Source organism: Planobacterium oryzisoli, assembly GCF_015354315.1.
In the GTDB taxonomy this organism is placed as follows: Bacteria; Bacteroidota; Bacteroidia; order Flavobacteriales; family Weeksellaceae; genus Planobacterium_A; species Planobacterium_A oryzisoli.
In genome coordinates this window covers 96,922-117,074 of record NZ_JADKYY010000007.1, presented here as the reverse complement: position 1 = coordinate 117,074, position 20,153 = coordinate 96,922, and the positions used below count along the sequence as shown (strand labels likewise).

17 protein-coding genes and 1 pseudogene are annotated in these 20,153 nt (G+C 46.2%); 11 read left to right on the top strand and 7 right to left on the bottom strand.

Annotation, left to right across the window (positions count from 1 at the left end):
- Positions 1-37 precede the first annotated feature (37 nt).
- A complete protein-coding gene (locus IC612_RS07010) occupies positions 38-709 on the top strand; it encodes a hypothetical protein (RefSeq protein WP_194739466.1) in 672 nt (223 codons plus the stop codon).
- Between the two features lie 17 nt (positions 710-726).
- Here the strand turns inward: IC612_RS07010 and thiL are convergent, their stop codons facing one another.
- Both thiL and IC612_RS07000 read right to left on the bottom strand, forming a co-directional pair.
- The gene (gene thiL, locus IC612_RS07005) at positions 727-1,782 is read right to left on the bottom strand and encodes a thiamine-phosphate kinase (RefSeq protein ID WP_194739465.1); all 1,056 of its coding nucleotides are present in this window, start codon (positions 1,780-1,782) and stop codon (positions 727-729) included.
- Between the two features lie 13 nt (positions 1,783-1,795).
- Positions 1,796-2,296 (bottom strand): acyl-CoA thioesterase, encoded by a 501-nt coding sequence (locus tag IC612_RS07000; protein ID WP_194739464.1) that lies wholly within the window; start codon positions 2,294-2,296, stop codon positions 1,796-1,798.
- 81 nt (positions 2,297-2,377) lie between these two features.
- On the opposite strand from IC612_RS07000, the gene IC612_RS06995 reads away from it, so the two are divergent.
- Entirely contained in the window at positions 2,378-3,589 is a 1,212-nt protein-coding gene (locus IC612_RS06995; protein ID WP_194739463.1) for a BaiN/RdsA family NAD(P)/FAD-dependent oxidoreductase, read from the top strand.
- Between the two features lie 6 nt (positions 3,590-3,595).
- On the opposite strand, the gene mutS is transcribed toward IC612_RS06995, so the two are convergent.
- On the bottom strand, positions 3,596-6,175 hold the full coding sequence (mutS, locus tag IC612_RS06990) for a DNA mismatch repair protein MutS (protein ID WP_194739462.1): 2,580 nt from the start codon (positions 6,173-6,175) through the stop codon (positions 3,596-3,598).
- A gap of 56 nt (positions 6,176-6,231) precedes the next feature.
- On the opposite strand from mutS, the gene IC612_RS06985 reads away from it, so the two are divergent.
- The 8 genes and pseudogenes from IC612_RS06985 to IC612_RS10010 form a co-directional block, all read left to right on the top strand.
- On the top strand, positions 6,232-6,783 hold the full coding sequence (locus IC612_RS06985; RefSeq protein WP_194739461.1) for an RNA methyltransferase: 552 nt from the start codon (positions 6,232-6,234) through the stop codon (positions 6,781-6,783).
- Between the two features lie 84 nt (positions 6,784-6,867).
- The gene (locus IC612_RS06980) at positions 6,868-7,521 is read left to right on the top strand and encodes a CBS domain-containing protein (protein WP_194739460.1); all 654 of its coding nucleotides are present in this window, start codon (positions 6,868-6,870) and stop codon (positions 7,519-7,521) included.
- 5 nt (positions 7,522-7,526) lie between these two features.
- Entirely contained in the window at positions 7,527-8,393 is an 867-nt protein-coding gene (locus tag IC612_RS06975; protein ID WP_194739459.1) for an NAD kinase, read from the top strand.
- 70 nt (positions 8,394-8,463) lie between these two features.
- Positions 8,464-9,534 (top strand): class II fructose-bisphosphate aldolase, encoded by a 1,071-nt coding sequence (fbaA, locus tag IC612_RS06970; RefSeq protein ID WP_194739458.1) that lies wholly within the window; start codon positions 8,464-8,466, stop codon positions 9,532-9,534.
- A gap of 72 nt (positions 9,535-9,606) precedes the next feature.
- A complete protein-coding gene (locus IC612_RS06965; RefSeq protein WP_194739457.1) occupies positions 9,607-10,458 on the top strand; it encodes an acetyl-CoA carboxylase carboxyltransferase subunit beta in 852 nt (283 codons plus the stop codon).
- 40 nt (positions 10,459-10,498) lie between these two features.
- Positions 10,499-11,020, top strand: a complete 522-nt coding sequence (locus IC612_RS06960) for a DUF6973 domain-containing protein (protein WP_194739456.1) — start codon at positions 10,499-10,501, stop codon at positions 11,018-11,020.
- 52 nt (positions 11,021-11,072) lie between these two features.
- Positions 11,073-12,800: a M14 family metallopeptidase gene (locus IC612_RS06955; protein WP_228512920.1), complete on the top strand. Its 1,728-nt coding sequence runs from the start codon at positions 11,073-11,075 to the stop codon at positions 12,798-12,800.
- A gap of 268 nt (positions 12,801-13,068) precedes the next feature.
- Positions 13,069-13,437, top strand: a pseudogene (locus IC612_RS10010) (SAM-dependent methyltransferase); the annotation flags it as partial.
- 37 nt (positions 13,438-13,474) lie between these two features.
- On the opposite strand, the gene IC612_RS06945 reads toward IC612_RS10010, so the two are convergent.
- Positions 13,475-15,601: an elongation factor G gene (locus IC612_RS06945; protein ID WP_194739455.1), complete on the bottom strand. Its 2,127-nt coding sequence runs from the start codon at positions 15,599-15,601 to the stop codon at positions 13,475-13,477.
- Between the two features lie 239 nt (positions 15,602-15,840).
- Here IC612_RS06945 and IC612_RS06940 point away from each other — a divergent pair, with 239 nt between their 5' ends.
- Positions 15,841-17,244, top strand: a complete 1,404-nt coding sequence (locus IC612_RS06940; protein WP_194739454.1) for a nucleoside recognition domain-containing protein — start codon at positions 15,841-15,843, stop codon at positions 17,242-17,244.
- A 63-nt stretch (positions 17,245-17,307) separates the two neighbouring features.
- On the opposite strand, the gene IC612_RS06935 is transcribed toward IC612_RS06940, so the two are convergent.
- From IC612_RS06935 to ftsZ, 3 genes are all read right to left on the bottom strand, one after another.
- Entirely contained in the window at positions 17,308-17,718 is a 411-nt protein-coding gene (locus tag IC612_RS06935) for a BrxA/BrxB family bacilliredoxin (RefSeq protein ID WP_194739453.1), read from the bottom strand.
- Positions 17,719-17,914: 196 nt separating this feature from the next.
- Positions 17,915-18,361, bottom strand: a complete 447-nt coding sequence (locus IC612_RS06930; RefSeq protein ID WP_194739452.1) for a GatB/YqeY domain-containing protein — start codon at positions 18,359-18,361, stop codon at positions 17,915-17,917.
- A 15-nt stretch (positions 18,362-18,376) separates the two neighbouring features.
- The gene (ftsZ, locus tag IC612_RS06925) at positions 18,377-20,146 is read right to left on the bottom strand and encodes a cell division protein FtsZ (protein WP_194739451.1); all 1,770 of its coding nucleotides are present in this window, start codon (positions 20,144-20,146) and stop codon (positions 18,377-18,379) included.
- Between the last annotated feature and the right edge of the window lie 7 nt (positions 20,147-20,153).

The following is a 20,153-nucleotide window of genomic DNA, read 5'->3' as shown; positions in this document are numbered from 1 at the left end:
CCTGTAAGGACCTGGTGTATCTTTGATCAAAAGATCTATGGTGCACCTACCCCATACGCAGTTTATCTTAGTACCTGCACTCCATAAACTTAAGAGCAGACAGGTACAAAACCTATGCATTCAACTTAAAATGCATCGATCCGGTGTGGTGATCCTTACCAATTCGCCGGCTCGAAAAGACAAGACCTGCCAGAAAATTGGCGCTGTACTCCAAATCATTGGAAAAGACACCAGGGTCATAGCTCTGCGGGAAATGAGCCGCCCTGCCGACTCGCCCAATACTCCCTACGCCATTTACACCGACCAGAAGCAGCAGCGCCATTTAATTTTGGATGGGGCATGGATAGGACACAACCCCCTCTCAAGGCTGCGTACTGGAATATACATCAAGGCGCTCGCATCGCTGAGCGCTCCTGAAGTGCGCGGTATTCTATCGGTCTTCAGACGGGTACTTCCAGTTAAGACACTGCTGCGGAGACTTCACAAATACGAGGCATTTTTTTCTCAGGAACTAGAAGCACAGATTATAGAGCACGCCCTCTCTGCCAAAGCGCGGCATGTGGTTTGGGTGGGATACAGTTCTAATAAGGAAAAGGTAATCGTAACACCGCACTATATTATCACCTTTACGGCTATCAGGCGCCGAAACCAGCCGCAGACCCCGCTTGTCTTCAGTAATGAGCGCTGGCATCTTTCTCAGATATTGTAAAGGTATATCGACATACTTTACTCCCTATTTAGAAATGCATCCCAACCTTGTGCGGTTAGGGGCGAGAGCTCGCCGCTGCCTGAGAGTACCAGATGGCTTCCTTGCTGTTTTTCCACAACATGTCCTATTACGGTAAAATCGGGATGGTTCTTTATTTTTTGATAATCCGATGGGCTGATCGTAAAGAGTAGTTCGTAGTCTTCTCCTCCACTCAGGGCGCACACGGTAGGATTTAAATTGAATTCCTCTGCCGTGGAAAGGGTTTGGGGATCTAGCGGAATCTTATCCTCATACACGCGTATTCCTACTTGGGACTGGTCCGAGAGATGCAGCACTTCCGATGCCAGTCCGTCCGAAATATCCACCATAGAAGTAGGCACTATCTCTAACTGCTCCAATGCCGTACGCACATCGGTTCGGGCTTCGGGCTTAAGCTGTCGCTGCAAGATATATTCGTACCCTTCCATCTCGGGCTGCATCTGAGGATTGGCCAAGTACACGGCGTGTTCCCGCTCAAGAATCTGCAGTCCCATATAGGCGCCGCCTAAGTCTCCGGTAACCACCAGCAAATCGCCTTCTTTCGCTCCCTTTCTTGCAATAAACTTCCCTTTCTCCACCGCTCCAATTGCAGTAATGGTAAGTATCAGTCCGGAAGTAGAGCTGGTAGTATCTCCACCCACCAGATCTACCCCGTAGTGTTGGCAGGCCAATCGTATGCCTTGGTATATTTCCTCCAGGGCCTCCACAGGGAATCTATTGGAAACCGCAATGGATACTAAAATTTGTGAAGGCACTGCATTCATCGAGGCAATATCGCTAAGATTAACCACTACGGCCTTGTATCCCAAATGCTTCAGTGGCACATATCCCAGATTAAAATGCACACCTTCCGCCAACGTATCGGTGGAAACAACCATCTGTCCGGTGCCTACTTCCAATACCGCAGCATCATCTCCTACACCCAAAACGGTACTGGGCTGAATGGTAGGGAGCGCATCGGTAAGGTGTTTAATAAGACCCACTTCTCCTAGTGTGGAAATGGCAGTACGCTGGGGATTTTTTTCTTCTAGCATAATTGGTTGTTGGTTACTCCGTAGTAAAAAGGGCGGGATCTAAATCATTCGGCCGGAAAGGAAGCGCTTTGATATCGGCTTTGGTAAATATTTTGGTGTCCTGCGTTTTGAATTGATTAAGCACTTCCATGATATCTGCCGGAGGGGTCGTTGCTTTTCGGAGCATCATGTCGATCCATACTCCAAATGCCTCGGCGGTGGCACAGTGCGTACCGTCGGCCAAATAAAATTTGTGCAGAAACTGATAAATCCCTCCGTCTTCCGATACCCCGTCAATTTCCAGGGATACGTATACGGTCTGATCCATGTAAATCTCCTTAAAGAACGAGTAGCGCTCGTGCAGGATCACCGGCCCTATTCCCCAACGGTTCAGCTCTTTAAGCCCCATTTTATGTTGGGCCATAAAGGCCATGCGTGCCTGGGCACAATACTGGACATAGGAGGAGTTTGCCAGGTGCCTGTTGGCATCAATATCACTCCATCGTACTTCAAATTTATGGTAATATACAGACATGCTAATGTTTTATAAAGGTCCAAAATTACGCATTTAAAGGCGATAAGAAAAATTGTAGTTTTGCAACACTATAGAAGATACATGGCAAAGCAAACAGTACTTATTGTAGGGGGAGGAGCCGCTGGTTTCTTTACGGCAGCCAATCTGGACGCCAGCAAATTTCATACAATCCTGCTCGAGCAGTCGTCGGATGTGCTGCAGAAAGTGCGCATTTCGGGAGGGGGTAGGTGCAACGTGACGCACTCCTGTTTTGACCCCTCGGCCCTGGTCCAGTTTTATCCACGGGGCAACAGGGAACTGCGCAGCGTGTTTTCGCGGTTTCAACCACAGGACACCATCCAGTGGTTTTCGCAAAGAGGGGTCGTCCTTAAAACAGAAAAAGACGGCAGGATATTTCCCCAGACCAATAGTTCAGAAACCATAATAGATGTACTGAAAAAGCAGGCTGCTTTAAACGGTACGGAAATTAAGCTCCAACACCGCGTGCTGTCTATAACGCCAGAGGAAGGTCGTTATACGGTGCAGACCTCCCAGGGGAATTTTTGGGCAGACTGCATAGTATACACTCCGGGCAGCATTCCTAAAAGCTTAAAGATACTGCAGGACCTGTCTTTTTCTACGGTTGCTCCCGTGCCCTCCCTGTTTACTTTCAACATCTCCCATCCCCTGCTGGAGCAGCTTCCGGGAACCAGTTTTCCTAATGCACAGCTTTCCATCCCTGAGTTTAAGAGCAAAGAACAGGGGCCGCTGCTTATCACGCATTGGGGTCTTTCCGGCCCTGCAATTCTAAAAATATCGGCGTGGAAAGCCAGAGAGCTTTTTGCCGCCGACTACCGGTTTACTTTGCATGTGAATTTTCTTGCAGAACCTTTTGCCCAAGTACAGCAGCATTTTGTACTCCAAAAACAGAGCAGTCCTAAAAAATTGATGGGCGCCACAAAACCCGCGGCACTTACTCAGAGGTTTTGGAGCCGGGTTCTTGATTTGTGTGGAATCGATCCGACCCAGCAAATCGGGACAGTTAAAACCCCTGCTCTGGAAAAACTAACTGCCCTGCTAACCCAGTGCAAGCTGGAGGTAGTCGGAAAATCGACCAATAAGGATGAATTTGTCACGGCCGGTGGAGTAGATTTAAAGGAGATTGACTTTAGAACGATGGAATCCAAGCGGTATCCGAATTTTTTTCTGGCTGGCGAAATCCTTAATATAGACGGTATTACCGGTGGTTTTAATTTTCAGGCGTGCTGGAGTGAGGCTTTCGTAATAGCAATGGAATTGAATGCGCGGTTTTAGGAAGTTTTATTTTCCTACCATGTTCTTTATAAAGTTCAGTTTGGATAAAGCCTCCAGCGGAGTGAGTTGGTTGATGTCCAGACGGTCCAATTCTTCTTTGATATTCTCCAGCACGGGATCGTTGAGCTGGAAAAAAGAGAGTTGCATGCTTTCGCTCACTTCCGAAGCCTTTACCTGTAGCCCATCCTGCCGGTTTTTCTCCAGAGACTCCAGAATTTCACTAGCCCTACGGAGTACCGAAGAGGGCATACCGGCAAGCTTTGCGACATGGATCCCGAAACTGTGTGCGCTTCCCCCAGGCGCTAGCTTGCGCAGAAAAACGATATTTTCTCCGCTTTCCTTAATGGTCACATGAAAATTTTTGATACGCTTTAGTACTTGGCTCATTTCATTTAGCTCGTGGTAGTGCGTGGCGAAAAGCGTCTTGGGCTTGGAAGGGTGGTTATGGAGGTACTCTGCAATGGCCCAGGCTATGGAAACGCCGTCGTAGGTGGAGGTTCCCCTCCCTACCTCATCAAGGAGAATAAGACTTCTATCGGATAAGTTATTTAGTATACTGGCCGCCTCATTCATCTCTACCATGAAGGTAGATTCTCCCGCCGAAATGTTATCGCTTGCCCCTACGCGGGTAAATATTTTGTCTACCAGTCCTATGTGCGCATGCTGCGCCGGAACGAAATTCCCCGTCTGAGCCAACAGGCACACAAGCGCCGTCTGCCTTAAAACCGCCGACTTACCTCCCATATTGGGGCCTGTAACCATCAGTATTTGCTGGGTATCCCGGTCCAAAAACAAATCGTTGGGAATATATTTTTCTCCCAGCGGAAGCGACTGCTCAATAATGGGATGTCTGGCCTGCTTAAGGTCTATAGCATACCCCTCGTTAATTTCAGGGCGCGTATAATTGCACAGCATTGCCAGTTCGGAGGATCCTGCCGCTACGTCCAGCCTGGAGATCCAGTCTGCGTTGCTTTGCAGAAGTTGCGTGTAATTCAGTACAAAGCTGCAGAGCTCCCGGAACAAAGCCGTTTCCAGCTGCGCAATCTTGGATTCTGCGCCCAGTATCTGGTTTTCGTATTCTTTTAATTCTTCGGTAATATAACGCTCGGCATTTACAAGGGTCTGTTTTCTAACCCAACCTTCAGGCACTTTGTCGCGGTGGGTATTACGAACCTCTATATAGTACCCAAATACATTATTGTAATCAATTTTTAAGGAAGTAATGCCCGTGGCGGCTATTTCCCGCTGGCACATCTCATGCAAATAGCCTTGTCCTTCATTTTGCAGTGTGCGCAAGCGATCCAGCTCAGAATGAATTCCGCTGCGTATCACATTGCCTTTGGAAAGATGCACAGGAAGCTCTTGGTTAAGCCAGTTCTCTAAACGTTCTAACACTTCTTTCATGCTCTGAAAAATACCGAACAAAGAAGGGGCTACAGCTTCCATAGATACTATCCGGTCGATTTCGCTCATTAGTTTCGCGCTGTCGCGCAGCATTCCTAATTCTTTGGGAGAAATCTTCTCCGAAGACACTTTGGCAAGTAAGCGGTCCACATCGGAGACCCCTTTAAGGAGATCCCGTACCTGAAACCTTAGCTCGGGACGGTCATTAAAGAAAGCGACCCGATCCAACCGGTTTTCAATTTCTGCCAAATGTACCGTAGGCAGCAGGATCCGCCGGCGCAAAAGCCTTGCCCCCATGGGGGTGATGGTATGGTTGATGATATCCAAAAGACTTTTGCCTTCAGGGCTGGAAGCGCGCACAAGCTCAAGATTGGATACCGTAAAGGAGTCCATGGTTACGTAGTGCTCCTTGTTAATCTTTCTAATCGCGCTGATATGCGATAAAAGATTATGGTGCGTATCTTCAATTAGATAAGCCAGCACGGCCCCCGCAGCCGTAATTCCAAGAGGGCAGTCCTCTATTCCAAAGCCCTTAAGTGATTGGGTTTTAAAATGGGACGTAAGCTTTTCTTGGGCATAGGTATACTGATAGGCCCAATCTTCCAATTTAAAGGTATTCTTGCTTTTTAGTCCTAAAGGGAGCTGTTTGGTGCGCTGGTAAATAATCTCGCTTGGATCAAAACTGGAACAGATATGCAGCAGATGCTTCTCATCGCCCTGGGAGATTAGAAATTCTCCAGTGGAGACGTCCAGAAGTGCCATTCCGTACTCCTCTTTAACGCTGTGTACCGAAAGAAGAAAATTATTTTTGGAGGAGGACAACACCTGTTCATTAAAAGTCACGCCTGGAGTAATAAGTTCTGTTACTCCTCTCTTTACAATGCCTTTTACCATTTTAGGATCCTCCAGCTGGTCGCAAATCGCCACGCGAAGCCCCGCGCGCACCAGTTTGGGCAGGTAGGTATCAATAGAGTGGTGCGGAAAACCTGCTAGCTCGGTATGGGAATCTCCGTTGTTTCTTTTGGTAAGGACAATTCCAAGAATCTTGGATGCCTTTACCGCATCCAGCCCGAACGTTTCGTAAAAGTCCCCTACACGAAACAGAAGCAGAGCATCAGGATATTTGGCTTTGATGCTGTTGTACTGCGTCATTAATGGGGTTTCTTTTTTTGATTTCGCCATAGTTGTATAGTTCCGCTGGATACGTGAATTATCGTAGTTTTGCCAAAAATACAAAAATGTCAACCACAAAGAAACTTAAACTGGAGGAACTCAACCGCGTAGATATTCCTACATTTAAAAAGTTAGAGAAAATTCCGGTGGTAGTTGTCCTGGACAACATTCGAAGCATGCTTAATGTGGGCTCTTTGTTTCGTACGTCCGATGCATTTCTGGTGGAAAAAATGATACTCGGAGGAATTACCCCCCGTCCACCGCACAGGGACATTCAAAAAGCTGCCCTAGGTGCCACCGAAAGTGTGGACTGGATCGCTTGTGAAGATACGGCTGGGGCATTAAAAAAACTACTTGAGGACGGATACGAAATTGTGGGTATTGAACAGACAACCGCCAGCAAGCCTCTGGAAGAGTTTGTTATCGCTCCCGCTTCTAAATATGCCTTAGTGCTGGGAAACGAGGTAGAGGGTTTATCCCAGGAAGTAGTGGAGCTGTGTACAAGCTTTATTGAAATTCCGCAAAGTGGGACCAAACATTCCCTCAATGTATCGGTTTGCGGCAGTATCGTTCTGTGGGAGTTTTACCGGGAACTTCATTTAAATATAAAAAAGTAAGTCTTGAATTGCTCCGTTCCAATAGCTAATTTAATTCAGGCACGCAGGGGCTTGGGTATTTTTAAAAATTCCTAAATTAGCCTAATGTTTATTAAAGACTATATTTCGAAAGACTATCCGGCCTTTAACCATTCAGACTCCATTGAAGAAGCATGCGAAATGGCTAGAGAATTTGGGTACTCGCACGTCTTTATCAAAAGAAAGGGAGCGTATGTAGGTGCCCTTAGCCAGAACTTTCTGGAAGAGAGTCCTGAGGGGCCATTAAGTTCACTGGAACTGCACTTTGAGAAATTTGCCATTCTTGAAGACGGAAACCTTCTGGATACCGTCAAACTCTTTTACACTTTCAATGCGAACATTGTACCTATTATAGGTAAGAATGAGAAATATCTGGGTTATATATGCAGCGACGATATTTTTAATGAGTTTTCCAAGTACCCCCTTTTTTCCGAATCCGGCGCGATTCTTACGGTACAGACCAAAACCGTCCATTACAGCTTCTCGGAAATCACGCAGATCGTGGAAAGCAATAACGCCAAGATTTTCGGCTGTTTTGTAAGTGCGATCAACGAAGACAATATTGAAATTACGTTGAAGATCAGCAGCGAGCATCTGAGTTCCATAGACCAGACCTTTGAGCGCTACGGCTATGTAATTAAAAACAAACACTACGGGGACGAAAAAGAAGATCTCATGAAAGACCGCTACGGATTCCTTCAAAAATACATGGAATTATAATCAGAATGAAGGCAGCCATTTACACCCAAAAAAGCGACCTGGACACCTTTCTTTATCTGAGCAAGTTCATCTCTGAGCTCGACAAACGTGGTGTAACTTCTGTACTTTTTAAGCAGACTGCCACATCGATGCAGTTCTCCAAAGATTTTTCCACGTTCACATGCAAAGAGGATTTAAAGGACCAGGAGGTGGATCTGTTCTTTACTTTTGGTGGAGACGGAACACTGGTGACCTCACTACTGTATGTTCAGGACACACAGATTCCTGTAGTGGGGGTAAACACGGGGCGGCTTGGTTTCTTGGCCAGCTTCACCAAGGAGGATGTATTTAAGGAGCTGGACGTTATTATTGCCGGTGACTATAAAATTTCAAGGCGCTCGGTCATAGAAGTGGTAAGTCCACTACCCGAAGAGATTTTTCCTTTTGCTCTGAATGATTTGTCCATATCCAGAAAGGAAACCACTTCGATGATAACGGTGGATTCATTCATCAACGATGAATTTCTCAATGTATTCTGGGGAGACGGGGTAATTATTTCCACGCCCACGGGATCCACGGCCTACTCACTAAGCTGTGGCGGACCGATTATAGCACCCGACAATGACAATTTTGTCATTACACCTATTGCCCCGCATAATTTAAATGTACGTCCTCTGATAGTCAAGGACAACGCAGAATTTAGATTAAGGGTGGAGAGCAGGGTTCCTCAGTATTCCCTGTCGCTGGATTCGCGACTGGTGCACATTGACACCCAGACCGAGCTACGAATCCGAAAAGCCGGATTTGAACTGCTTCTAGTACAGCCCAACGAACTGAGTTTCTACGAGACCATACGCCAGAAATTACTCTGGGGTAAGGACAAAAGAAATTAGGGGGTTGCGGTCCTTTTTCTTAACTTTACAAGAGTAAAACGAACTGAATTTAATATAAATACCACACGTTATGAGCAGAATGTTTCCGGCCGGAGTTGCCACAGGAAATTTGGTTACTGAAATTTTTCAATATGCAAAGGAAAACCGATTTGCTTTGCCTGCAGTGAATGTCATTGGGTCAAGTAATGTTAATGCAACTATGGAAACTGCTGCAAAACTGAACGCACCCGTAATTATACAGTTCTCCAACGGGGGTGCTGCGTACAATGCCGGAAAGGGACTTAGCAATGAAAACCAGCGCGCCGCTATCCTGGGGGGTATTGCCGGCGCTAAACACATCCATACCCTTGCCGAAGCCTACGGGGCCACGGTAATTTTACACACCGACCACTGCGCAAAAAAATTACTGCCTTGGATCGACGGACTTCTTACCGCAAGTGAAGAATTTTACAAGCAGAACGGAAAATCACTTTATTCCTCTCATATGCTGGATCTATCGGAAGAAAGTCTTGAAGAAAACATGGACATTTCTACGGAATACTTCCAGAGAATGGCCAAAATGGGAATGACTCTGGAAATAGAATTAGGGGTGACCGGAGGTGAGGAAGATGGAGTGGATAATTCGGGAGTGGATTCTTCTAAACTCTATACACAGCCTGAAGAAGTGGCCTATGCTTATGAGCGTCTTAAAGGTATTTCAGATAACTTCACTATCGCTGCGGCCTTTGGTAATGTCCATGGCGTCTACAAACCGGGCAACGTGAAGTTAACGCCAAAAATCCTGGACAATTCACAAAAATTTGTTGAGGAGAAATTCGGTACTGGAAAAAAACCAATCAATTTCGTATTCCATGGAGGATCGGGTTCCTCTTTGGAAGAAATCCGCGAAGCCATTGACTACGGCGTAGTAAAAATGAATATTGACACCGATTTACAGTTCGCCTATACAGAGGGCATTAGAGATTTCATGATCCAAAATGTGGAATACCTGAAAACGCAAATTGGAAATCCGGAAGGCGACGATAAACCGAATAAAAAATTCTACGATCCTAGAGGATGGGTTAGAAAAGGAGAGGAAACTTTCAGTGCCAGGCTGACGCAAGCATTCGAAGATTTGAATAATGTGAACACTTTAAAATAATAGTAAATTAACTTTTATTAAATTTGCGGTTCCCTGGCATGTTACTGTGCCAGGGAACTTAAATAAAACATTATGGCATTTGATTGGTTTAAGCGCAAAACGAAAAACATAACCACTTCTACGGAAGATAAAAAGGACGTTCCGAAAGGCCTGTGGCACAAGACCCCTTCCGGGAAGATTGTAGAACACGAGGAATTAAAGAAAAACAACTTTGTATCTCCTGAAGATGGATTCCATGTGCGTATTGGCAGTAACGAATTTTTTGAAATCTTCTTTGACAATAATAAGTATAAGGAACTCGACGCGCAGGTAGAGAGTGTTGACATGCTGCATTTCAAAGATACTAAAGCGTACTCGGACCGTCTGAAAGAAGTCAAAGCCAAAACAAAACTAAGCGATTCCATAAGAAATGCTGTGGGCAAAGTGGATGGAAAGGAAATGGTTATTTCCTGTATGGATTTCGCTTTTATTGGAGGATCCTTGGGTTCTGTAATGGGAGAAAAGATCCGTCGTGCTGTAGACTACTGTATCCAACACCGACTTCCGTATATGATCATTTGTCAATCCGGTGGGGCAAGAATGCAGGAGGCAGCCTTCTCATTAATGCAGCTGGCGAAAGTACAGTCAAAATTAGCGCAGCTTGGGGACGAAGGTTTACTGTACATCGCCTACCTGTGCGATCCTACGTTTGGAGGAATCACTGCTTCCTTTGCGATGACGGCCGACATCATTATGGCGGAACCAGGAGCATTGATTGGATTTGCAGGACCGCGGGTAATTAGAGAAACGATTGGAAAAGACCTGCCTGAGGGCTTCCAGACTTCAGAGTTTTTAATGGAAAAAGGCTTCGTGGATTTCATTGTCAAACGAACCGAGGCGAAGGCGAAAGTAGGACAAACCATCTCCTTAATCCCTAGCGCATAATAAAACAAAATCTCATCCTTAACGATGGGATTTATTATTTATGAGAAGTGCATTATCGGTAGTCGTATCGTCATTGCGGAGTTTATCTCTGAAAAAGATTCTAAAGTTACTTTCTTTAGCACTTTCTCATCCCCTGTTTACACTTTTGAGCCTCTATGCGACCCTAAGAACCTTTAGCATTGCAAAGCGCTATTTCCCGTATACCAATTCTACCAGTGGGGTGGGAAATGCCTTCCGCCATGCCTTATGGTGTTGCCTTATCTTAATGTATTGCTCGAAGATTTCTTCCCCCGAAAAAGCGCGGCGCTACTGCAAGAAATTCACCGATCTCCATGAGGAACTATTTCCCAACGAGCCTCTGGAAAAGAAAATGGATCTGCACAACAACAGTGTAGGAATCCATCTCTATTTTGAACTGCTCGAAGGTGTCCACCGGCAGTTTTTTGAAACTGGTTTTTTTATAGAACACCTTTTAATCAAATGCCGCAGCGCACAGATTCTTGATTCCGACCACACCCCTGAAGCCAGCCAGCTGGTTTATCTTAGAAACGAGAACGATTAGTCCCGATTTAATTAGTTATTTTTACCGTACCTTTTTTGGTTAATCTCCTATTATGAACTGTACTGCCCTACGCTCTTTTCTTTCTTTCTTTTTATCGCTCGGAATCTGCTCAATCGTTTCTGCACAAGTTCTAGCCACGCCTTTCGAGCGTGGAAACAGAAACCAGACTGCTTCTTACCAGCAAATGCTTGATTTTTACGCCGAGCTGGAAAAATTTCCATCCATTACCACCCGCAAGTGGGGAACTACCGACAGTGGTGAGCCCCTGCTGATTGTATTTTATAATTACAATCCCAAAAAGACCTTTTCAGAAGACAGGGGGCTGGTACTGATAAATAACGGGATCCATCCGGGAGAACCCGATGGTATTGATGCCTCCATGCGGCTATTACGAGATCTTGCGTCGGGGAAGATTCCGCACCTGAAAAACACCTCAGTGGCCGTGGTTGCAAGTTATAATGTGGGAGGAATGCTAAACAGAAATGCCTTTACAAGGGTCAATCAAAACGGTCCGGAATCCTACGGGTTTCGTGGTAACGCCCGCAACTTTGACTTAAACCGGGACTTCATTAAAACGGATTCCCGCAACGCCGTTTCCTTCCAGGAATTGGTTCACGAATTAAAGCCTGAGTTTTTCATTGACAACCATGTAAGTAACGGTGCCGACTACCAGCATACACTCACCTATATCGCAACCAACAAAGAGCGCCTGGGAAAAACGCTGGGAGAGTTCTACCACCGTACGATGAACCCGGAAGTACTTAAGGATTTAAAAGCCAAAGGTATTGAAGCCATACCGTATGTAAATGTTTGGGGCACCACACCCGACAAAGGGTACGATCAATTTATGGATTCTCCACGCTATGCCACTGGATACACCTCATTATTCGATATACCCGGAACGGTAGTGGAAACCCATATGCTTAAGCCCTATGCAGAGCGCGAAGAAGCCACCTACCAGAACATGCTCTCTCATCTGCGCTATTTGGAAAAAAACTGGCAAAAGCTCCACAAGGCGCGCAAAGAAAACCGCCGGGAGTATACAGCGGGAAAAAACTATCCTTTGCAATGGAAAGTAGACCGCTCTGTTTCTGATTCTCTGCTGTTCAGCGGGTACAAAGGCCTTGAGGTTCCCAGTGGGGTTACGGGACTTACCCGTTTAAAGTACGACCGGAATGCGCCCTATACCAAACACATACCTTTCTACACAAATTATACGCCCACCCTGGCGGTCAAAGTCCCGCGTTTTTACGTGGTTCCCAAAAGTCAGTGGCCTATTATTGCGCATCTAAAGCGCAACCGAATCCAAACCACCGTCATTACCCAAGATACTTTAGTTACGGCGGAAGTGTACCGAATTAAAGATTTTAACACCGTAGCTGCGCCCTACGAAGGACACTATCTGCATTCCAACGTACAGGTAGATACTACCATGGAGTCCGTGCGACTGCAATTAGGGGATTTGCTCGTTCCCACTGCCCAGCCGGGCATTAAATACCTTCTGGAAACACTGGAACCTCAGGGCGTAGACAGCTTTTTTGCGTGGAACTACTTTGATTCGATCTTGGGACAGAAGGAGCACTACTCCGACTATGTATTTGAAGATACGGCCCTGGAACTCCTTTCTAAGAATCCGGACCTTCGGGAGCGCTTTAAAAAAATGCTTAAAGAAAATCCGGGCGCACAAAAAAGCAGCAGGCAGCAACTGGACTGGATATACCACGCCTCTCCGCACTACGAATCATCCCATAGGAAGTACCCTATATACCGAATCCATTAAATACAGATGAGTACAAGCAAAAACCCTTTGGGGCGAGCGCTATTCGAGCGCGGAGTATGTGTACGGGAAGCTTCCCAACCAGTTTTTCAAACAACAGCTCGACAAGCTTGCTCCCGGCGCTCTGCTGCTTCCGGCGGAGGGGGAAGGCCGAAACGCGGTCTACGCCGCAAGTAGGGGCTGGAGGGTGTAGGCCATGGATTCCAGCACAGAGGCTCGCAGTAAGGCCTTAGCTTTAGCAGCGGCGTAGGGCGTAGAAGTCCACTACCAAACGGGAAATTTCTTGGAGTTGGATTATCCTGAAAATTCCTTTGACTGCATTGCACTTATCTTCGCCCATTTTCAGCCAGAGATCCGAGCCGGCTACCACCAAAAGCTGGCAACGCTTTTAAAACCCGGCGGTACGCTGCTTCTCGAGGCCTTCAGTGAAGAGCATGCGGCCTACCAAAAAACCAATCCGAACATTGGAGGCCCCCGCCAATTGGAGTACCTATTTTCCTGCAAGCAGCTTCAAAACGATTTTACCATGCTTTCTATAACCCACCTACAAAGTGCGGAAACTTCCCTACGCGAAGGCGCTTTGCATCAGGGCGTGGGAAGTGTAGTGCACCTGCTTGCCACAAAACAGCAAAAGCCCTAAGCGGAAGGCAAAGGGCTTAATTTACAACTGCGATGTACTATTCGTGCAAAGTAAGGTCTGTGTATTTTGCTACAAGCTGTTGCTGCACATTAGCAGGCACTAGTTGGTAGGATGAAAATTTCATTGAAAATTTTGCCTTACCTCCCGTAATGGATCTAAGGTTGGAGCCGTAGTCGTTTAGCTCAGCCAGTGGAACATCTGCCATGATCTTTTGGTAATGCCCTTCGGTGTCCATACCTGTAATCATGGCCCTTCGGGTCTGCAAGTCGCCCATCACATCCCCTGTAGATTCGTCAGGACATAATATATCGAGGTGGTATATCGGTTCGAGCAACTGCGGATGTGCTTTTTCAAAGGCCTCACGAAATGCTCCGGATGCAGCAAGTTGGAACGAAATATCGTTGCTGTCCACACTGTGCATTTTGCCGTCGAAGACAATTACACGGATATTCTGACACGGACTACCGGTCAAAGGGCCGTTTTTCATTTGCGTCATGATTCCCTTCTTGATGGCTCCTATATAGCGATTATCGATTGCACCGCCCACGATGCACCAGTAGAAAGCCAGGGTCCCGCCCCACGGCAAGTCTTCAATTTCTTTTTGCCGTATACTGTATCCCTGTGGATCAGGCATCCCTTCGTAGTAGTTTTCCACTACCATATGAATTTCACCAAATTGACCCGCTCCGCCGGACTGCTTTTTGTGTCGGTATTCTGCAGATGCTTTGGAAGTTATGGTTTCGCGGTAGGAAATCCGCGGGTTTTTCATTTCCATCTCAATCCCAAATTCCTTTTGAAGCCTTTGTTTTACTAAGTCAAGATGCATCTGCCCCTGTCCTCCAAGAATCGCCTCCCGGGTTTCCTGATCGATGGAGAGCGCTACGGTAGGATCTTCTTCCTTTATTTTGTTTAGGGCAGCGAAAAGTTTCTCTGTGTCGGCTGCATTATTTGTGAAGATGGCTTTGCGAATAGTACTCTCCGGATACTCCATCGGGCGGATTTCGCGCTGAACGCCTTTTGCATTAAGTGTATTATTGGTATGGGCTGATTTTAGTTTCACAGTAACACCCAGATCTCCTGCCTGAAGTTTTTCAACGGGCAAGCGCTCTTTACCGCGTGCCACGAAAAGCTGCGCGATACGCTCCACTTCACCGTTTTGGGCATTGACGAGTTCATCTCCCGGTTTTACGGTACCGGCAAGTACCTTAAAATAGGACAGCATGCCTACTTGCGGCTCCGAAGTCGTCTTATAGATATAAAGTGTTGTTTTATCCTCTGAAGAGCACCCTAGAGCGGTTCCGTCGGTTAGGATGCGCGAGGGTCTGTCGGCAGGCGAGGGTCCTATATCATTCAAAAATCCCATAATTCTACCGGTACCCATATCTTTCCAGCCCGATGCCACGAACACTGGAAAGAACTGCTGATGCGCCAAGGCAATCGTCAGGCCTTTAGCCAGATCTTCTTCGGAGAGGGTTCCTTCTTCGAAATATCTTTCCATTAGACCTTCCTCGTTTTCTGCAGCAATTTCAACGAGGGCATTATGGTAGGCTTTGGCCTTAGGCAATTCACTCTCCGGGATTTCTTTCTTAAAAGGTTTACCGCCTTCTGCTGGGAATTCATATAGTACCATGCGAAGTGCATCTACTATTTGGTTAAACTCCTGACCGCTGTTCAGAGGATACTGTACGGGAAGCACTTTTGGGCCAAACCTTTGCTGGGCTTGCTGCAACGTACTTTCAAAATCGGCTTTTGGATGGTCCATTTGGTTTACCACAAATACGGCCGGTGTTTTAAACCGCTCTACATATTCCCAAACCAGTTCTGTACCTACTTCTACACCGCCTGCTGCGTTGAGCACAATAAGCGCTGTGTCCGCTACTTTAAGTGAACCTACGACCTCACCGACAAAATCATCGGCTCCGGGAGTGTCAATAACATTGATTTTATTTTCCCGCCAATGCACAAGCAGCTGGTGCGAAAATAAGGTGGCCTCACGCTCATGTTCAATATCGGTATTATCCGAAACCGTATTGTGCGCCTGTACTGTTCCGCGTCGTTTTATCTCACCACCTTCAAAGAGCATAGTTTCTGCCAGAGTGGTCTTGCCACTTCCGGCATGACCCAGAAGTACGACATTACGAAGATTAGAAGTGTTAGTAACCATAGTGTACATTTTTAATTGTTACGTCTCAAAAACCCATGATAATGTATCCTGCTGATTTTGATGTTAATAAAGTTACAAAACATTTTCAGACGAAGTATTTATGTACCATACTAAAACGTATGACATTTAGCACCCTAAAAATGCCATTACAGTAAAAACCCATTTTTAAGAACACTTCCCGACCGTCGGATACAAGGTTAATTCAAATTTTAATTTAAATTTATCCAAATTTTGATTCCATGGTGCTAAGTAGGATTTGGTCCGCATTTATAATAGTGGCAATTGTGGTTGCCAGCATTAAGTATTTGTTTTCTCCTAATTACAAGGCAATCTACAATGATATGGTGGTAGGAAAAGGGGGAGATACAGTCGCAATAGCTTCTCAGCCACTGGCCTCGCTTCCTATGAACGTTCAGTATGCGCTGGAAACTGCACCAGATACCAAAGTAGATCATATCGGATACAAAAAAGTGGAAGGTTCCTCCAGTGTGCAGATCTACCGCATTCAGTCGACCGACGGAGTCATTGGCACCTCGGAGACGGCCGTAAAAATCTGTCTGGGTTTAATTGGTATAATGACTCTTTTTATGGGATTTATGAGCATTGCCGAAAAGGCGGGAGGAATAAATCTTCTTTCGCGGATCATCCAACCTTTTTTCTCACGCCTATTCCCGGAAATACCTAAGAACCACCCCTCTTTTGGCCATATGACGCTCAATTTCAGTGCAAATCTACTCGGTCTGGACAATGCTGCAACGCCGTTTGGACTTAAGGCAATGGAAAGTCTTCAGACCCTTAACCCTTCCAAAGACACGGCCAGCAATGCACAGGTGATGTTTCTGTGCCTGCACGCCAGCGGTCTTACCTTAATTCCGGTATCGATTATTGCCATACGGGCATCGATGGGTTCACAAACCCCTACCGATATATTCCTGCCTTGTCTTATCGCTACTTTTGCCGCTACGATGGCCGCAATGATCATTGTTTCCATAAAGCAGCGTATTAATTTGTTTCAGCCCATTGTCCTTGCTTATATAGGGGGGATTTCTGCGGCTATTGCGCTGCTTGTGGTGTATTTGGTTCAGTTAAGCAAGGATGAATTGGATGGTTTCAGCAAAGTGCTCAGTAATGGAATGATTCTCTTTATATTCTTTGCGATTATCCTGGGAGGAATTTATAAGAAGATCAACATCTTTGACGCGTTTATCGAAGGAGCAAAGGAAGGTTTTTGGACCTGCGTAAAGATTATTCCGTATTTGGTGGGAATGCTCATAGCTATTTCGCTGCTACGCACCTCGGGCGTGTTTGAAATTATAATAGATGGAATGAAGTACGTAGCATCTGCCGCAAATATGGATACCCGGTTTGTAGATGGTCTTCCTACCGCTTTAATTAAACCTTTAAGCGGATCCGGTGCGCGCGGTATGATGGTAGATACTATGACCACCTTTGGTCCGGACAGCTTTCCTTCCCGCCTGGCGGGAATTCTGCAAGGAAGCTCGGATACCACTTTCTATGTGATTGCAGTGTATTTTGGAGCAGTAGGAATCAGAAATATCCGATATACAGTGGGTACCATGCTTCTTGCGGATTTAGTAGGTATTATCACTGCAATTAGTCTTGCCTACCTCTTTTTTGGCTAATTGAGGCATAAAAAAAGTCCTGGAAATCAAACTTTCCAGGACCCTCTTTTACGTTTCGTCTTTTTAGCAGTATTCCTCATAGGCTGCCTGCAAATTAGCCGCAATAGCTCCTGCAGGATTACCCTCAATGTGGTGTCTCTCCAACATGTGTACAAGCTCGCCGTCTTTGAAAAGGGCTACGCTTGGAGAACTCGGTGGAAACGGCGCGAAATGCTTTCTGGCCTCCGCCACGGCTTCAGTATCAAATCCTGCAAACACGGTAACTAACTGGTCCGGCTTCTTGCTCCCTGTCAGGGAGTGCACTACTCCGGGTCTTGCAGCACCTGCCGCGCACCCACAAACAGAGTTTACCATCACCAGAGTGGTTCCCTGCTTTTTAAGCGCCTCATTTACCTGCTCTGCAGTAGTCAGGTCCTCAAACCCGTTATTTGTAAGTTCTGCCTTCATAGGCAATACCAATTCTTCTGGATACATATCAATAAATTTTTAGTTATAAATAATCCTTTTGCAAAGTTACAGATAAAAATCCGATCCTTTCTTAAAGTACTAAAAGCAAAACTGTTCCATACCTACGTATAAGCCAAATTGACATAAAAAGCCCGGAGACGTACGCTCCGGGCTACAATCAAATCGATATGCAAAGGTTGAATATCCTGCCTAAACGTCCATTTTAGGACAATAGTTTTTTGACCATCTCCGAGATACTCTTTCCGTCGGATTTTCCGGCCAGGGTTTTAGTTGCCAACGGCATTACCTTCCCCAGATCCTTAATGCTTGAGGCGCCGGTCTGTTCGATCAGCATGCGGACCTGAACTTCCAATTCCTCCTCGGTAAGCTGCGCAGGAAGAAACCGTTCAATTACCTCCATCTGTGCACGCTCTACTTCAGATAAATCTTCCCTTCCTTGCGCAGAAAACTGCGTAATGGAATCTTTTCTTTGTTTTATCAGTCTCTGTAGTATGCTGATTTCCTGCTCGGAAGTAATCTCCTGATCCCTGTTCTCTGTTTTAAGAAGTTGAAGCTGGCTTTTTACTGCCCGCAGGGCATCCAGTGCTACTTTGTCCTTGGAACGCATAGCAGCCTTGATGGCTTCTGTGATCGTAATTTCTAAGCTCATAACACGAAATAGGTATTAATCCACGTCTTTATTTAGATACTGATTCTCCCGTACACGGGGCTCTTGGTCTTCCGTGAGGAATGAACCGATAGTGGAGGTCGAATGGTGCTGATCACCCAGGGAGATGTTTTTTCTTCTAAAGGCCGGAATAGTCTCAAATTCATTTTTTTCATCCACTACCTGATAGCGCGAGTTAAACTCCTTCAGCTTATTTCTTCTTTCACGAACTTTATCCTGATCCACTGGCTTCTCTATAAAGGTAAACTGCTGCTCCTCTACTTTTTCTTCAACCTGTGATGAAAGATCGGCACTTGTTGTAATCTGCTCTTGAGGCTTTGTAATGTCCTTAGCAGCGGCTTCCATGGATTCCTGCGCATCCTCAAGCGGCTGCTCCGCTATTTTAAAAGCAAATTCTACTGGAGTCTCCTGCGCACCGGTGTCCTGCGCCGTTGTATGCTGCTTTTCTTCGGTTTCAAACGTGAAAGACTCGGCCTGAAGGTCACCCTCAGATTCCTCAAAGCTAAACAAATCCAGTTCTAGGGACTCGGTTTGCGTTGGGGTTTCTGTCTGGGGGTCTTCAAGAACCATCATCGGATTTGCAGTGATACTCATGGCAGGACTGTTACCATCCAGCGGGCTAAAGCCTCTGTCTTCTTCGTCGTCCAAACGGAAGACATTCTGCTGGGAAGGTTCTGCTTTTCCTAACACTTCTGCCTTCGTTTTAAATGGGGATTCGCGGCGCTGCGCACTGGAATCCTCCAGAGAAAACCGAATTTTTTCGGTAGGGCCATCGTATTTGCGGTTGTCCTTAGCAAAACCTGTTGCTATAACCAGTACGCTAACGGCATCTCCTAATTCTTCGTCCGTCCCCACTCCAAAAATAATGTCTGCAGTATGTCCTGCTTCTTTTTGGATATGGTCCATAATCACTCCTATTTCGTCCATCGTAACTTCTTCGTTTCCGCTTCGGATGAGAAGAAGCACATTTTTCGCCCCAGTGATCTTGTTGTCGTTTAACAGTGGGGAGTCCAGTGCTTTCTTCACTGCCTCCTCCGCTTTATTCTCTCCCTGTGCGCGGCCCGTAGACATAAGTGCAGTACCGGAGTTTTGCAGTACGCTCTTAGCATCACGGAAGTCAATATTTACGTCGAAATATCCTGTGATTACCTCCGCCATACCTTTGGCTGCGTTGGTGAGCACTTCGTCCGCTTTTGCAAATCCCTGCTTAAATCCTAAATCCCCAAACTGTTGACGCAGTTTGTCGTTGTTAATTACAATGAGAGAATCTACATTGCTTCGTAATTTATCCAGGCCTATTTCTGCCTGTTCCAGCCTTCGCTTGCCTTCGAAACTGAATGGCACGGTGACAATTCCTATGGTTAGGATTCCCATCTCTTTGGCCACCTTGGCAATAACCGGTGCGGCGCCCGTTCCGGTACCGCCCCCCATACCCGCGGTTATAAAAACCATTTTGGTATTCTGACCCAGGGCAGCCTTAATCTCGTCCATGCTTTCAATAGCTGCCTTCTCGCCTACGTCCGGATCGGCACCAGCGCCCAGTCCTTCGGTCGTGGAAGCCCCAAGCTGTACTTTATTGGCTACGGGGTTATTATCTAGAGTTTGCGCATCGGTATTGCAAACCACGAAATCCACTCCGTGGATCCCGGTCTCGTACATGTGCTTTAGCGCGTTGTTTCCACCACCTCCAACGCCTATTACTTTTATTATTGAAGAATTTCCCTTTGGCAAATCAAATGAGAATCCTTGTGTTGCAAAACTTTCCATATTTCTA

What these genes read in the sequence shown, in the direction of transcription:
- IC612_RS07010 (WP_194739466.1), top strand. Translation starts at nt 38, where the DNA reads ATGGTGCACCTACCCCATACGCAGTTTATCTTAGTACCTGCACTCCAT.
- thiL (WP_194739465.1), bottom strand. Translation starts at nt 1,782, where the DNA reads ATGCTAGAAGAAAAAAATCCCCAGCGTACTGCCATTTCCACACTAGGA.
- IC612_RS07000 (WP_194739464.1), bottom strand. Translation starts at nt 2,296, where the DNA reads ATGTCTGTATATTACCATAAATTTGAAGTACGATGGAGTGATATTGAT.
- IC612_RS06995 (WP_194739463.1), top strand. Translation starts at nt 2,378, where the DNA reads ATGGCAAAGCAAACAGTACTTATTGTAGGGGGAGGAGCCGCTGGTTTC.
- mutS (WP_194739462.1), bottom strand. Translation starts at nt 6,175, where the DNA reads ATGGCGAAATCAAAAAAAGAAACCCCATTAATGACGCAGTACAACAGC.
- IC612_RS06985 (WP_194739461.1), top strand. Translation starts at nt 6,232, where the DNA reads ATGTCAACCACAAAGAAACTTAAACTGGAGGAACTCAACCGCGTAGAT.
- IC612_RS06980 (WP_194739460.1), top strand. Translation starts at nt 6,868, where the DNA reads ATGTTTATTAAAGACTATATTTCGAAAGACTATCCGGCCTTTAACCAT.
- IC612_RS06975 (WP_194739459.1), top strand. Translation starts at nt 7,527, where the DNA reads ATGAAGGCAGCCATTTACACCCAAAAAAGCGACCTGGACACCTTTCTT.
- fbaA (WP_194739458.1), top strand. Translation starts at nt 8,464, where the DNA reads ATGAGCAGAATGTTTCCGGCCGGAGTTGCCACAGGAAATTTGGTTACT.
- IC612_RS06965 (WP_194739457.1), top strand. Translation starts at nt 9,607, where the DNA reads ATGGCATTTGATTGGTTTAAGCGCAAAACGAAAAACATAACCACTTCT.
- IC612_RS06960 (WP_194739456.1), top strand. Translation starts at nt 10,499, where the DNA reads ATGAGAAGTGCATTATCGGTAGTCGTATCGTCATTGCGGAGTTTATCT.
- IC612_RS06955 (WP_228512920.1), top strand. Translation starts at nt 11,073, where the DNA reads ATGAACTGTACTGCCCTACGCTCTTTTCTTTCTTTCTTTTTATCGCTC.
- IC612_RS06945 (WP_194739455.1), bottom strand. Translation starts at nt 15,601, where the DNA reads ATGGTTACTAACACTTCTAATCTTCGTAATGTCGTACTTCTGGGTCAT.
- IC612_RS06940 (WP_194739454.1), top strand. Translation starts at nt 15,841, where the DNA reads ATGGTGCTAAGTAGGATTTGGTCCGCATTTATAATAGTGGCAATTGTG.
- IC612_RS06935 (WP_194739453.1), bottom strand. Translation starts at nt 17,718, where the DNA reads ATGTATCCAGAAGAATTGGTATTGCCTATGAAGGCAGAACTTACAAAT.
- IC612_RS06930 (WP_194739452.1), bottom strand. Translation starts at nt 18,361, where the DNA reads ATGAGCTTAGAAATTACGATCACAGAAGCCATCAAGGCTGCTATGCGT.
- ftsZ (WP_194739451.1), bottom strand. Translation starts at nt 20,146, where the DNA reads ATGGAAAGTTTTGCAACACAAGGATTCTCATTTGATTTGCCAAAGGGA.